Annotated in this window: 13 protein-coding genes and 1 pseudogene; 5 read left to right on the forward strand and 9 right to left on the reverse strand. The window is 59.9% G+C overall.

Annotated features, from left to right (window positions below; genetic code table 11):
- Together QD461_RS29015 and QD461_RS29020 are read right to left on the reverse strand one after the other, a co-directional pair.
- Positions 1–105, reverse strand: a pseudogene (locus tag QD461_RS29015) (transposase); the annotation flags it as partial.
- 336 nt (positions 106–441) lie between these two features.
- Positions 442–1,290 (reverse strand): alpha/beta fold hydrolase, encoded by an 849-nt coding sequence (locus QD461_RS29020; protein ID WP_414090684.1) that lies wholly within the window; start codon positions 1,288–1,290, stop codon positions 442–444.
- A gap of 130 nt (positions 1,291–1,420) precedes the next feature.
- Between QD461_RS29020 and QD461_RS29025 the strand changes: the two genes are divergently transcribed.
- The 4 genes from QD461_RS29025 (at position 1,421) to QD461_RS29040 (ending at position 6,705) form a co-directional block, all read left to right on the forward strand.
- Positions 1,421–2,317 (forward strand): LysR family transcriptional regulator, encoded by an 897-nt coding sequence (locus tag QD461_RS29025; RefSeq protein ID WP_414090685.1) that lies wholly within the window; start codon positions 1,421–1,423, stop codon positions 2,315–2,317.
- A gap of 216 nt (positions 2,318–2,533) precedes the next feature.
- Complete coding sequence (locus tag QD461_RS29030; RefSeq protein ID WP_414090686.1) at positions 2,534–3,532, forward strand: LacI family DNA-binding transcriptional regulator; 999 nt, start codon at positions 2,534–2,536, stop codon at positions 3,530–3,532.
- Positions 3,522–5,303 (forward strand): adenine deaminase, encoded by a 1,782-nt coding sequence (locus QD461_RS29035; protein WP_414090687.1) that lies wholly within the window; start codon positions 3,522–3,524, stop codon positions 5,301–5,303. The genes QD461_RS29030 and QD461_RS29035 overlap by 11 nt, the downstream gene beginning before the upstream one ends.
- Before the next feature lie 49 nt (positions 5,304–5,352).
- Positions 5,353–6,705 (forward strand): NCS2 family permease, encoded by a 1,353-nt coding sequence (locus QD461_RS29040; protein WP_414090688.1) that lies wholly within the window; start codon positions 5,353–5,355, stop codon positions 6,703–6,705.
- 237 nt (positions 6,706–6,942) lie between these two features.
- On the opposite strand, the gene QD461_RS29045 is transcribed toward QD461_RS29040, so the two are convergent.
- Positions 6,943–7,362, reverse strand: a complete 420-nt coding sequence (locus QD461_RS29045; RefSeq protein ID WP_414090689.1) for an ABC transporter permease — start codon at positions 7,360–7,362, stop codon at positions 6,943–6,945.
- A 217-nt stretch (positions 7,363–7,579) separates the two neighbouring features.
- Here QD461_RS29045 and QD461_RS29050 point away from each other — a divergent pair, with 217 nt between their 5' ends.
- Positions 7,580–7,960, forward strand: a complete 381-nt coding sequence (locus QD461_RS29050; RefSeq protein ID WP_414090690.1) for a flavin reductase family protein — start codon at positions 7,580–7,582, stop codon at positions 7,958–7,960.
- Positions 7,961–8,085: 125 nt separating this feature from the next.
- Here QD461_RS29050 and QD461_RS29055 read toward each other — a convergent pair whose 3' ends face one another.
- The 6 genes from QD461_RS29055 to QD461_RS29080 are packed head-to-tail and all read right to left on the reverse strand — an operon-like array spanning position 8,086 to position 14,017.
- Positions 8,086–8,523 (reverse strand): SRPBCC family protein, encoded by a 438-nt coding sequence (locus tag QD461_RS29055; RefSeq protein WP_414090691.1) that lies wholly within the window; start codon positions 8,521–8,523, stop codon positions 8,086–8,088.
- A 9-nt stretch (positions 8,524–8,532) separates the two neighbouring features.
- Positions 8,533–9,366, reverse strand: coding sequence for a phosphoenolpyruvate hydrolase family protein (locus QD461_RS29060; protein WP_184709208.1), 834 nt, complete (start codon positions 9,364–9,366; stop codon positions 8,533–8,535).
- Position 9,367: 1 nt separating this feature from the next.
- Complete coding sequence (locus QD461_RS29065; RefSeq protein WP_414090692.1) at positions 9,368–10,576, reverse strand: Tm-1-like ATP-binding domain-containing protein; 1,209 nt, start codon at positions 10,574–10,576, stop codon at positions 9,368–9,370.
- A gap of 10 nt (positions 10,577–10,586) precedes the next feature.
- Complete coding sequence (locus tag QD461_RS29070; RefSeq protein ID WP_414090693.1) at positions 10,587–11,483, reverse strand: ABC transporter permease; 897 nt, start codon at positions 11,481–11,483, stop codon at positions 10,587–10,589.
- Positions 11,484–11,486: 3 nt separating this feature from the next.
- On the reverse strand, positions 11,487–12,515 hold the full coding sequence (locus tag QD461_RS29075) for an ABC transporter permease (protein ID WP_414090694.1): 1,029 nt from the start codon (positions 12,513–12,515) through the stop codon (positions 11,487–11,489).
- Entirely contained in the window at positions 12,512–14,017 is a 1,506-nt protein-coding gene (locus QD461_RS29080) for an ABC transporter ATP-binding protein (RefSeq protein ID WP_414090695.1), read from the reverse strand. Before QD461_RS29080 ends, QD461_RS29075 begins: the two co-directional genes overlap by 4 nt.
- Between the last annotated feature and the right edge of the window lie 18 nt (positions 14,018–14,035).

Genomic DNA, 14,035 nt, shown 5'->3' on the forward strand with positions numbered 1-14,035 from the left:
GAACTTCTGGACTGCGTTGATATAGGATCGCTGGGTTGCCGGGGACAAATTGCGGACCGTCATGTCCTCAATCATCCGGCGGCGAAGAGGGCTTATCTCAGCCATCGGGGCCTCCTGTCTGAAGGGTGGGTTGCAACACCACCATCCTCTCAGTCAGGGCGCTCTCCTCAAAGGCCGCCACAAATCGCCGCGATTAGCGGCTTAGTTCAATCCACCGTCTAAGGGAATATTTTCATCGCTGGATAAGCCGCTTCCGCTCGAGGCAACCGGCTAACTGACTTCCGGCTGACATTGCTCGCGGCCAAGAAAACGGCCGCGAGATCGGTCACGACGAATGCCGAAATCTATTTGCTACCCTTCAAGGAGCCATCCTCGGCAAGCGCTGCGAGGTCGTACAGTCTACAGCGCTTTCCGGGCTTCGTCGGGGCCTGCGACTGAACCTCAGACCGATTGCGGATCGAGAAACGCTACGATCTCCTCGCCGAATTCCTGCGCAAATTCGATATTGGAGAAGTGCACGGACGGGAAGGTTTTCAGTCTCGCCCCAGGGATCGTGCTGGCGATCGCTTCACCCATCGCATGTGAGGTCACGGTATCGAACTCTCCCGCAATCACCAGCGTCGGGCTTTGGATAAGCGTGATCGTGCGGCGCATGTCGGCGTCGCGCACGGCGGCAAACAGGCCGGCAAGGCCCTGGCGCGATGTATTCAGCAATACGTCGCGAAATTGGCGCACAACAGGTCCATTCGCTGCGAGCATTGGCTTCGGAAACCAGTTGCCGAGAAAGGTTTCGGCGGTTTCCTGCATATCCGCCGCGGCCAGCGTTGCGGCTATCGACCGGTCAAAGTTCTCTGCCGGACCGAGATAGGAAGACGTATTGCTGAGGATCAGACGGTCGATGCGTTCCGGCGCATGGATGGCAAGCCATTGGCCGACCCAGCCACCCAGGGACAGGCCGAGGAAATGTGCCCGTTCGATCCCGAGCCAATCCATCAGTTCCAGCACGTCGCGGCCAAGCCGCCCGTCGGAATAGGCGCCGGCCGGAACATCGGAGCCGCCGTGACCGCGGAAATCATAGCGGACAACCCGAAAATGCGCGGCCAAGGTTGGGATCTGGAGATCCCACATATGCAAGTCGGTCGCAATAGAGTTGGAAAGGATAAGCGCTGGGCGGTCCTCCGGGCCATCGACCCTGTAAGCGACCTTAACGCCATCACCAGTGGTGAAGAACGACAAGGCGGTCGGTTCGTCATAATTGAGCGTGGCGGGCTGAGCGGAGCTATTGGTCATGATATGCACCTTCACTTGCTGTTGGCGCTTTCCGTGTGGAGCGCGTTTACCGAAGACAGTGCGACGCTAGTTTGACGCTCGTTCAAAAAAAATTGAAAAGATTCGAAGATCATTGTAATTAGAATATACAATGCAGCCCTTCACGCTCCAGGAAATCCAGTGCCTCGATGCGGTCGCCCGCGAAGGTGGCTTCCAGGCCGCAGCCTCGGCACTGAACCGGTCGCACACAGCCGTCTTCGCGGCGATCGCCAAGCTCGAGGCAACCCTTGGGGTGGCACTGCTCGACCGCAGCGGCTACCGGGTTAGCCTGACCGAGGCCGGGCGATCCTTTCATCGCAAGGCGCAGGCCCTGCTTGGTGAAATGGAAGTCTTGCGGCTGCATGCGCACCAGCTCTCGATGGGCGAAGAAACACGTCTGCGTGTCATTCTCGGCGATACATGCCCGCTGCATGGTGGGCTGCAATTACTGGGTGGATTTTTCGGTGACTACCCGAACACGCGGCTGGACTTGCATTTCGAGACGATCGGAGGTCCATCCGAGCGGCTCCTCCTCGATGAGGCTGACCTGATCCTCCATTGGATAGACAAGTCCGACCCGCGCTTCGAATGGATCGACCTCGGCACGATCTCGTTCGTACCGGTCGTCGCCCCGAATTTTCTGCCGTTTGCGCCCTCGCCCTCAATCACCCCCGAGCAGATGCGCGGGCTGACCCAGTGCATCATTCGCGACACCGCGCGGGATACTCCGAAGACCAATTTCTACGTGGTGGAAGGCGCACCGCAATGCACGGTCGCCGATCATACAATGAAGAAGGAGATCGTGCTTCGCGGCATGGCCTGGGGTCATCTGCCCCACTTCATGATCGGGGAGGAACTGCGCGAAGGGCGGCTGCTCTCGATTGCTGGGCAGCATTTCCCCGGCACCGATGTCGCACTCGTCGCCACCCGCCGTCGCGACCGACCGCATGGACCGGTCGCCAACCGTCTTTGGGACTACATCAAAACGCATCCACCGATTTTCGGATAGGCTGCCGTTTTGGAACTCACACGGGAAGCTTCTCCCTTCATGGTGGGAGGTCTCCTGATCGGTGACAGCACGCAGGCGTGCCGCCACATGCGTATTGGTAAGGTTTCTTTCGCACCCCTCGAGGTCAGCCCTTTCCTAGGAAACTGGAAAGTAAGCACTTGCAAAAATAGCATCTCTTGATTAATCGTTTAATCAACAAGGATCAAGACCACCGAAATGAGTGAAACGCGCCCTTCTTCCATTCGCCAAATTGCCGACAGGCTGGGTGTGTCCACGGCGACCATCTCCAATGCTCTGCGCGGGAAGGGGCGCGTTTCTCCGGCCCTTATCGAGCAGATCCGGGCTGAGGCAGACAGGCTGAGCTACGTGCCGGATCATACGGCGCGCGCGCTGCGCACGGGCAAAAGCAATACAGTCGGACTGCTCGTTCCGAACATCGGTCAACCCTTGTTTCCAACCTTCGCCCAGGCCATTGAGCGGGCGGCCAAGCAGCGCGGCCTTGCCGTTCTCATCGGCGACAGTCAGGGTGATCCGCAGCAACAGGATTTCGAGATCAGGAATATGATCGCGCGCGGCGTCGACGCCCTGATCGTCATACCGACGCGCGGTACGACCGTTATGCCAGAGAGCGTTGCAGTTCCTGTTGCCGTGATCGACAGCGCGGTCACCGGTGGCAATGTCGCCGCGAGTGATCACCGCGAAGGCGGCCGCAAGATCGCGCAGCATCTGCTTGCGCTTGGTCATGACAAGCTTCTTGTGCTTGCTGGCCCGGAGAATTCATTGGTGGCAAGCGAGCGTGTCAGAGGAATATGCGAGATATTCCGTTCGGCTGGTATCGAGCCGACGTTGACGCATAGCGACGCGACTTTTGAGGCGGGATGCGCTCTCGGCGGCGAACTTGACGTCACTCGCTTCACAGCCTGTGCGGCCGCCTATGATGCGCTGGCCATCGGCTTCGCGCTCGCCGTTCGGGAGCGGGGTTGCCGTATACCGGCTGACCTATCGCTTACGGGGTTCGATGACCTGATGTGGGCGCAAATCGTCTCGCCACCGCTGACGACAGTCCGTCAGGATCTTGAGGCCGTTGCCGTGCACGCTCTCTCCTTCGTCGCCGGCGAGACCAGTACCAGCAGAATTTTTCCGACAGAACTTGTTGTCAGGCAATCCACCGCGCGGCCATCAGCCATCGCCCAGGGAGACACAAATGCCGAATGAACCCCATGATCTCCATGCATCCGACCTGCGCGATCGCGCGGTGCGGGCCGCCCTTGCGCTCGAACCTTTCGATGTCCTGATCGTTGGCGGTACGATCGTCGATGTCGCGACCTCGGAGATTCGGCCGGCTGATATCGGCCTTGTCGGTCCGCTGATTGCGAGTGTTCATGCTGCAGCGAGCAGGACCGACGCCAAACAGACAATCGATGCTTCGGGACGCTTCATTGCGCCCGGATTCATCGATACGCATATGCATGTTGAAAGCTCGATGGTAACGCCGAGGCGATATGCGGAAACCGTCGTCCCACAGGGCACGACGACCGTATGCTGGGATCCTCATGAAGTTGGCAATGTCGCCGGTCTCGAAGGCATCCGCTGGGCGCTGGAAGCAACGAAACAGCTGCCGCTGCGCTTTTTAACCCTGGCGCCGTCCTGTGTGCCTTCTGCGCCCGGGCTGGAACTTGCCGGCGCAGAGTTCCGGTCCGGCGAAATGGCGACCATGTTGAGCTGGCCGAACATTTCGGGCGTTGCTGAAGTGATGAACATGCGCGGCGTGCTTGAGCGAAGCGAGCCGATGCGCGGGGTCATCGAAGCGGGGCTCGCCAGCGGCAAGCGCGTCTGTGGCCATGCCCGCGGCCTCGAAGGCGCTGATTTGCAGGCTTTCGTCGCGGCGGGCATTCAATCCGATCACGAGATCACGTCCGGGGAAGATCTGCTGGCGAAATTGCGCGCCGGCCTTACCGTCGAGTTGCGCGGCTCCCATGACTATGTGCTGCCCGGTGTGATCGAAGCACTGAGGACACTACCGCATCTGCCGCAGACGCTGACGATCTGCACCGACGATGTCTTCCCGGATGATCTGGTGAACGATGGAGCAATGTCGTCCGTTCTCAGGCGACTTATTGGCTATGGCATGAGGCCGGTCGACGCCATTCGAGCCGCAACGCTCAATGCTGCCATGTGGCTCAATCGATACGATCTCGGGTTGATTGCTCCCGGTCGACGCGCCGATATCGTCATCCTGTCCGACCTCGAAAAAATCAAGGTCGATCGCGTCTACGCATCGGGGCGCGAGGTCGCCAATGACGGCAGACTTGCGGAGGTTCTCAATGGCAGTGCACGGGCGGACGCGTATCGCGACACGGTAAAGCTTGCCAGGCTGTCAGCAGCCGATTTCGAGATTGCCTTGCCTGGCAGGGCCGAGGCCCGCATCAACACCGTCGTCAGCCCTCGCTTCACAAAATGGGGAGAGGCCGCCGTCGAGGTAAAGGACGGCAAGCTCGTCCTGCCTGACAACATGCTGCTCATGGCGGTTATTCACCGCCATGGGAGAAAAGACCCCTCGCCCGTTATCGGAATTCTGGAAGACTGGGGCCATTGGTGCGGCGCGTTGGCAACGACAATATCGCATGACAGCCACAACCTGACGGTCTTCGGCCGCAACCCCGCGGATATGGCCGCGGCGGCCAACGCCGTCATCGATGCCGGCGGCGGCATGGCAACGGCTGAGGATGGCAAGGTTACGGCGCTGCTCGCCCTGCCCGTCTGCGGGCTGCTGTCGGATGCTCCAGCACACGAGGTTGCCGAGGATTTCGCCAAGCTGCGCTTGGCAGCCGACGCGTTCGCCGATTGGATGCCGCCAATTCGTACCTTCAAGGCGGTCGTCGGAGCCAGCCTTGCATGCAATCCCGGCCCGCACGTCACCGACCTTGGACTGACAGACGGCACGACACTGCAAATCAGACCGCTTCTGGCCGCAGGCTCAAACTGACGTCACTGGCTGCACGGCAATGATTGCCGACTTAGGAGAGATATATACGATGGCCTCAAACACGAATGTTGTGCAGCCAAGCGAAGCATCGGAAGTGTGGTGGAAGACTTATTTCCGCATGCGTGAACGCAGTACCAATACGAAAACGGAGGTGATTGCCGGCATTACCTCCTTCCTTGCCGCCGCCTATCTACTCGTGGTGATTCCGTCCCTGCTTTCGGCTGGCGGTATCGATCGCGCGGCCGCGACGACGGCGACCATCCTCGTCATCATCGGGGCGACACTGTTCATGGCGCTCTATGCCAACATGCCCTTCGTGGTTGGCCCCGGTATCGGCGGCTCGGTTCTGGTCGGGCCGACAATGGCGGCTCTGGAACACATTCCGTGGCAGACCGGTCTTGCCATCTCGTTCTGGTCGAGCGTCATTTTCGTGCTTTTGACCGTGTTGGGTGTGCGCCAGGTCATTGCCCGCATGGTGCCAGCCCAGATCAAGCTCGGCTTGGGCGCGGCCATCGGATTGTTCATCGCCCTTCTTGGCTTCAAGAATGCGGGGCTGGTTGACGTCAACGCCAAGAGCCATGCGCTCATGCTCGGATCCTTCAGCTCGGGACAGGCCATCATCGCCGTTTTCGGGATTTTCCTGGCCGTCTTTTTGCGCGGGCGCAAAGTGCCGGGACCGATCCTTTGGGCCATTCTGGGCAGCACGCTGCTCGGCATTCCGCTTGGCGTCACGAAGCTCCCGACCACATTTTTCGGCGTACCGCACGGCATCTCCGAAATCGGTCTGCAGCTCGACTTCTTCGGCGCGCTCAAGATCCAATATTTCCCCTATCTCTTCGCCTTCTTCGCCTCGGAATTCTTCTCGACGCTGGGCACGACGCTTGCTGTCGGTGCAAAGGCCGGTCTGGTTGACGAAGCCGGCAATATGAAGGATCTTGGCAAGCCTTTCCTGGTCGACTCCATTGCCGCAACGATCAGCCCTTTACTTGGTATTCCCTCAGCCACGGCGCTTGTCGAATCCGCCACTGGCGCGGAAGTAGGTGGCCGCACCGGCCTTGCCTCCATCACAACGGCGGCTCTGTTCGCCCTCACCCTGCTCTTCACTCCCATCGCGCTGATGATCCCGGCCGCCGCCACCGCACCGGCCTTGATCCTCGTCGGCATGTCGATGTTCGGCGCACTGAAGAAAGTCGATCTCGAGAACTTTTCAGACGGTCTCTCCGCCCTGATGATGGTCTTGCTGACCTTGGTTTCAAACAGTTTCGGGACCGGCATTGCCGGAGGCCTGCTGTTCTACGTTATCGTCAAGGTTCTGTCGGGCGAGGCAAAACAGGTGTCGACCGGCATGTATCTTCTTGCCATCCCGCTCGCCTACTATTTCTGGACTGTCGCGGCTCACTAAGCGGCAAGCAGCTCGCGCATTTCGTGCGCTGATCCGGTATCAACGCCAAAAGCCGGCCCCATCCATAGATGGGGTCGACTTATCATTGTTGTCGCGCCGTTCCCAGGCAGCGCCGTCGCGTCCTATTGCGATGGCTGCTTGCGCTGCAGGAGCTCCATGGTCAGGAATAGCAGCGTTACGATTGCCAGAATGACCGTCGACGCGGCCGCAAGTGTCGGACTGACCTGCATGAACACATCATCCCATCCCTGCAGTTTCGAACCGCCCTCCCATGGCCGACGACAGCGAAAACAACCAATCGCCGGCGAAGACGGCAAGCATGGTCATAAGTGTAAGTAGGACGGCAAGCGCACTGCCCACGCGCCAGTTTTGATAGGAGTTGATATGCTCGATGACCAGCTGGCCGATCATGGTCTGAGCTGGGCCGCCAAGCAGCGCCGGCGTGATGAAGAGCGAAAGCGCCACAATGAAAACCAGCAGGCCGGCGGTTGCCACGCCGCGCATGGTCAGCGGAAAATAGACGCGCCAGAATGTCTGCGCGCCGCCTTCACCCAATGTTCGGGCCGCCGACACCAGGCTGCGGTTTACCGCATTGAGAACGGGAAACATGATGATGACGGCAAGCGGCAGCAGCGTATGCGTGATCGCGAATATCACTGTGCCTCGATTGAACAGAAGGTTCCCTCCCCCGGCATGCCCAGATAGTGCTGCAGGTTGGAGAACGGACCGTTACGGCCGAGCCGGACCAGCCAGGCAAAATTCTTGACCAGCGAACTCGTCCAGAAAGGCGTCAGTATGAGGACGAGAAGCCGCCTTTGACGCGCCGGCGACTGATGGGCGATCCAATAGGCAAGCGGATATCAGAGGGCAACCGGTGGGATTTACCTGCCAGTCGTTCCATAGCCTTTTGCTGGAGCCGTCCTTGGTCTCCTTCAGCGTCATGCACAGCTCGGCGAGTTGGCCGAAGATCCGAGCTGCGGGCATCTTTTCGGTCAATATTCTAGCGTCAGGACAAAGGGAAATTTCCAACGCCTTAGGTGACAAGTGGCAAGGCGTCGCCTGGAGCGGAACGACTTCAGGCAATCCGGTCATCGAAGGATCTCTCGCCTGGGTCGATTGCACGCTTTACGAAGAACATCTTGCCGGCGACGATCGCATCGTGATCGGGCTGATGAACGACATGAGCGTCGCTCAGTCGGAGAACGAACAGCAGCCCCTGATCTTTTTCAAGGGCCGCCATGTCGAACCGGCGTGATACGGCCGCGGAAATCGCTTTCCGAGAAAAGAGACAGAGGCCTTTCCGGAAAAAGCGGAGCGCGTTCTAAAGCGCTCCGCCAAGCATTCGAATGACGCCGATCTTAATGGCGCATCAGCGCCTGCCTATTTGCTGAGCGTGGCCTGCAGGGCTGTCCAGCCGGCAGCGAAGACGTGCGTGGAAACGATCTCCACGTATTTTCCTGCATCTTCGGGCTCTTCGTCGAAACTAGCCGTCCATTCCGCGAATGTGCGGTTCCCTTCCGTGATCGGGAGCAATCGGATCCCTGCAACATAGTTCTTCACCGGAAATGCCGGCTTCACGAAGCTGTAGGACAGCGAATGATCAACGTCGCTGAGCGCGAGCAACTGTTCGCGCACATGCGCGCCATCCGTGAGATAGAACGAGCGGATGCAGCCGACGTCGCCGCTGCCATGCCCACCCTCGATTTCGCTTTTCGCAATGGCCGGATGCCAATTCGGCAGACCGTTGAAATCGCGCACAAGTTTCCACACGGTTTCAATCGGCGCATCGATCACTGCACTTGCATATGCCTTGGCCACATTCCCCTCCTAATGTTTGATGACAAGATTTTTGAAGGCTCTCGTCTGTTCGACGAGCGCTTTTTCCACCGGCAGGCGCTCCATGCTGGAAGCGCCATAGAAGCCATGGCAACCCGGGCACCGCTCCAGAATGTAGCGGGCATCCTCCGGCTCGGCGATCGGACCGCCATGGCATAGGACGATGATGTCGGGATTGACACTCCGGGCTGCGGCGGCGATCGCATTGACCTCCTCCACGCATGCCTCCAAGGTCAGCGCGGTGTCGGCGCCGATCGCTCCGCCCGTCGTCAGTCCCATATGGGCAACAACGATGTCTGCGCCGGCTTCGGTCATCGCACGAGCGTCTTCGACCGAAAAAACATAGGGCGTCGTCAGCAAGTCCTTGCTGCGCGCCAGCCGGACGAGCTCAACTTCCAGGGCATAGCCCATACCGGTCTCTTCGAGATTGGCTCTGAAGGTGCCGTCGATCAGACCGACAGTCGGGAAGTTCTGGATGCCGGCAAATCCCAGCCCTTTCAGCTCGTCGAGAAAATGGTCGAAATTACAAAATGGATCCGTACCGTTCACGCCGGCAAGAACCGGGGTGTGCTTGACGACGGGTAGCACTTCACGGGCCATGTCGAGCACGATCTCGTTGGCGTTGCCATAGGCGAGAAGACCGGCGAGCGAGCCTCTTCCGGCCATACGGTAACGGCCGGAATTATAGATGACGATCAGATCGATGCCGCCGGCTTCCTCGCACTTGGCCGAAAGGCCGGTACCGGCGCCGCCGCCGATAATGGGAATTTTTGCGTTGATCTGCTGGCGGAACTTTTCCAGCAACTGACTTCTTTTGAACTTCATACTAACGCCTCGTGCTGATTTCGTGGAAGTGTCGAACGGCTTCGGAGCAGAACTCCGGGGAATTGATTGCATGCGGCACCCGAAGCACCCGGCGGTCCTGAGTCTGCTGCACCGTGCTTTCGATGGCGTCGAACAGCGCGGCGTTTGCTTCGGGGTCGTGGAACGGTTGGCCTGGAGCGTCCAGAAGCGACACCCCTCCGAGGGGCAGTAGGAAGCGCACTGGACCAATGCTGCGATTGAGCCGCTCGCCTATCCATTTGCCCATCGCCACGTTTTCTTCGACCGTCGTGCGCATCAGCGTGATCTGCGGGTTGTGCACATAGAGATTGCGGTGACGATACTTCTCCGGAACGGTGTCGATGCCAGCGAAATTGACCATGTCCAGTGCGCCGCAGGAGCCGACATAAGGCAGCGGTAGCTGAGCAAGGAAACCGAAACGCTCCTCCGTCGCCGGCAAAATGCCGTCAAACAGCAGATCGCATACTTCTGTTGTGGTGATGTCCAGGACCCCGGCCAGATAGCCGGACACGGCAAGCTTTTCCATGGACTGACCGCCGATGCCGGTCGCGTGGAATACCAGGCACTCGTACTGGTCGCGCAACTGCTCGACAACCTGGGTGATGCAAGGCGTGGTGACGCCGAACATCGTCAGGCCGAGCGACGGCCTGTCGTCCTGTTCTGCCTCCTTGCGATTGCGGACCATGCCGGCGATCGAATTGGCGGCATTCGACAGGACCGTTCGCGAAATGCGGTTAAGCCCGGCAATGTCGGTAATCGAGTTCACCATGGAAATATCGTTCGGGCCGACATAGGCGCTGATATTGCCGGCGGCCACGGTCGAGACCATCACGCGCGGGGTGCCGACGGGCAAAACCCGCATGGCCTGCGTGACCATCGCGGTTCCTCCCGAGCCACCAAGGCCTATAACGCCGCCGACGTCGCTACGCGACAGGATGAAGTGTTCGAACGCAAGGCCCATCGCCGAAACGGCTGAACCGCGGTCTCCCGTGAAGACGGCTTCAACACCACCCGCATGGAAGCCGGCGACGGTCTTCGCATCGACGTCGACATTGGTAGACGGCGTCGCCGTCGAAAGATCGACCAGCACGGCGGTCATCCCTTGAGCCCTGATCAGCTCCGCGACGTAGCGCAGCTCGTCTCCCTTGGTATCGCAGGAACCCGCCACATAAATGGTCTTCGGCATAGTCATCGTTTCCTCCTCACGTATTTTTCAATTTTCTTGCAGCTGTGCGTAGCCCCAAGCCGATCATCGCCAGCAGAGTGATGCCGTAGGGGGCTATGTCGGTGATTTGGTTGGGTAGCCCCTGCCCCTGGAGCCGTAGCCCGATCGCATCCGCCAAGCCGAAGCCGAAGCATGCCAAGGCGATCCCGAGTGGATGGGCGCGGCCCAGCATTACGGCGACTACAGCTATCCACCCCCGCCCGGCTGTCATGTTTTCGGCAAAAAGCGCAACGGAGCCAAGCGCCAGCTCTGCCCCCGCCAACCCGCAAAGAGCGCCGGCGAAAACAACGATGGTAGTTTGATAGCGGCTCACGTTCGCGCCCATCGCCGCTGCCGCGGACGGTACCTCGCCGATGCCGCGCAGCCGCAAGCCCCAGCGTGTGCGGAACAGGTAGATGTTGACGAGGATCACCAGCAGCCATGAGAGATAGACGAGCGCATTGTGTCCGCCGACAATCGCGCCGAACACCGGAACGTCAGCAAGACCCGGAATGCCGAAGCGAGGCAGAGCGGTAACGGACGGATCGACGAGCGTGCCGGTTACGCCGAACAGGGCGCTCAGAAAGTAAGTCGTCAATCCGGAGGCAAGCAGGTTCAGGCCGATGCCGATGACGATCGGATCACCGCCGAACCGCGCGCCGCCGAGAGCAAGTGGCGTCGCGAAGATTGCAGCACTGATGAGAGCCAGCAGCACGGCGAGTGCCGGTGAGCCAAAGGCAACGCTTGCCGCAACGACCACGAAGGCACCGACGAGCATATTGCCCTCAAGCGCGATGTTGAAAACGCCGGCGCGTTCACACAGCGCTCCGGCCATCGCCGCCAGCAGCACCGGCGTCATCAGATCGAGCACCTGGGAAAGAAGCATATTGATCATGATCTATCGCTTCCTCAGGAAGATTGGGCGTGCGGCGAGACAAAGAATGATCAATGCCTGCAAGACCCATGTGAGGACGGCTGGTAAGCCAAGCGCCCGCTCCATGGAAAATCCACCCACCTGCAAGGCTGAGAAGAATATCGATGTGATGATGGTCGCAATCGGGCTTGCCATAGCAAGAACCGCAGCCATCAGTCCGGACCAGGTGTAGCCCGGAGCAAGCAAGGCGCCATCGGTGAAACGATATTGCTGTCCGAGTATAAGCAGGGCACCGACCAGCCCGGCCAGGGCGCCGCTCAGGGAAGCCACCCGGCGTGTCTGACGCTGCAAGTTCGTTCCTGAATATTGCGCGAAGCGGGCATTGAGACCCGTCATGCGCCACTCGAAACCATTGACGCCGTGCCGGTCGTTGACGACCACGGCAATTGCGACCCCAGCCATGATCACCATGCCCCAACTGATCGGCAGTTCGAGAATGCTGCTGGGCAGGCGTGCTGCCGTCGCGACACGATAGGTTTCCGGCATACCCGTCGATGGATCGCGCAGGGGATAGCGAACGAGATAGGATGTCAGGCCGCGGGCGATATAGCTCAGGAGCAGGCTCGCGATCAGAAAAGGAATTGCGAGACTTAGCTGAAGGATGGCCGCGATCCAGGCATAAAGGCCACCTGCGCACATGGCGGCCAGCAACGCCAACACGGCTCTGAGGACACCCGGCGCCGGCAGGTAAAGCGCAACAAGCGCGGCTGCGAGCCCGCCGACCAGCATCTGCCCGTCGCCGCCGAGATTGACGAGGCCGGCGCGCAGCGCGATCGCAGCCGCCAAGGCCATACCGACCAATGGTACGGCGCGAGTGAGCGTCTCGCCCAGTCCGCGGCCGGCGACGGCGCCGGTGATGATCTCACGATAGACAGAGAGCGGATTGGCACCGGTCGAGAGAACGACAAGCCCTCCCAGGACAACCGCAGCCATGATGGAGAGCACAATGGCCACCATTCTTGATTTCGTATCGAGGCCTCCCGCCGTCGTCATGCGCTTTGTACTCCCCCCATCATCCAGCCGCCGATGGTGCTTTCGTTCATATCGTTTCCGGTGAGGCTGGCGTTGATCCGTCCCTCGAACATCACGAGAATGCGATCCGAAAGCGCCAGCAGTTCATTGAGGTCGGATGAGACCACCAGGATCGCCCGGCCTTTGTCGCGTTCGGCAATCAGCGTCTTGTGAATAAATTCTATTGCTCCGACATCCACCCCGCGTGTCGGCTCCTCAATGATGATGAGCGGCGATTGGTGCTCGATCTCACGGGCTATGACCACTTTCTGCATGTTGCCGCCGGAGAGCGAGCCGATAGGCACCTGCTCCGAGGTGGCTTTCACCCTGAATTGTTCAATCAGCCTGCGCGCCTGGGTGCGGATGGCCTCTTTGCGGAGAAATCCCCGGTGAGAGGCATCTGAAACACGATGCGTGCCAAAGACGATGTTGTCAGCAATCGAGGCTGCGGGGGCAGTTCCCGTGAGATGCCGATCCTCGGGCACATAGGAGATGCCGGCGGACCGACGATCTGCGACCGAGAAATCGGAAACGTCCTTCCCAGCGACGACCACCGAGCCCACCGCGCGCTCAAGTCCCGTGACGGCTGAAATCAACTGCGGCTGACCGTTTCCGGAAACGCCGGCGATACCGACGATTTCCCCAGGTCGAACGTCGAAAGACACATCGTCAACAACGGCAACATTTGCCTTGCGGATCGAAAGGTTCCGGACAGAGAGCATCGGCGTTGCGGTCGACACCACCTTCGTCGCGACCGTTGGCGGCACATTTCGCCCAATCATGGCACGGATGATCTCGGCCTCGTTCGTCTCCGCCGTCGTCAAGGTACCCGTGAGGCGGCCGTCACGCATGACGGTGATCTGGTCTGTGACGGCGGTGACCTCCGGAATTTTATGGGTCACGAGAATGAGCGCCATGCCTTGGCTTGCCAGATGTCGCATGGCCGTGAAGAGGCTGTCGCGCTCTAGCGGCGTGAGGACGGCCGTCGGCTCGTCGAGGATCAGGATCTTCGCCTGACGCGACAGCGCCTTTAGAATCTCGAGGCGCTGGCGTATGCCGACCGCCAGATCGCGCACACGGCTGTCGGGGTCGATCTCGAGCCCGTGCTTGGCGCCGAGCTTGCGAACAAAATCGCGAGCGGCATCGGCTGAGACAAATGGACCATTGCCGGGCTCGTTCTGGAACACCAGGTTTTCCCAGACGGTCAGGTTCGGAAACTGCCTGAATGTCTGATGAACCATGCCGACGCCGGCGGCGATGGCGCTGAGCGGGCTTGCAAAATCCATGGTTTTGCCATCGATCACGATTTCGCCGGCATCCGGTTTGATGAGCCCATAGAGGATGTTCATCAGGGTCGACTTGCCGGCCCCGTTTTCGCCCATCAGCGCGTGGATCTCGCCGCTGTTTACCTGGAGGCTGACGCCGTCATTGGCAGCAAGGCTGCCAAATCGCTTCGTAATGCCCTTCATCTGAAGCAAGGCCATTGTCGTGCTCCGGAATCG

The organism is Rhizobium sp. BR 314 (assembly GCF_047445805.1).
Classification (GTDB): Bacteria; Pseudomonadota; Alphaproteobacteria; order Rhizobiales; family Rhizobiaceae; genus Rhizobium; species Rhizobium lusitanum_B.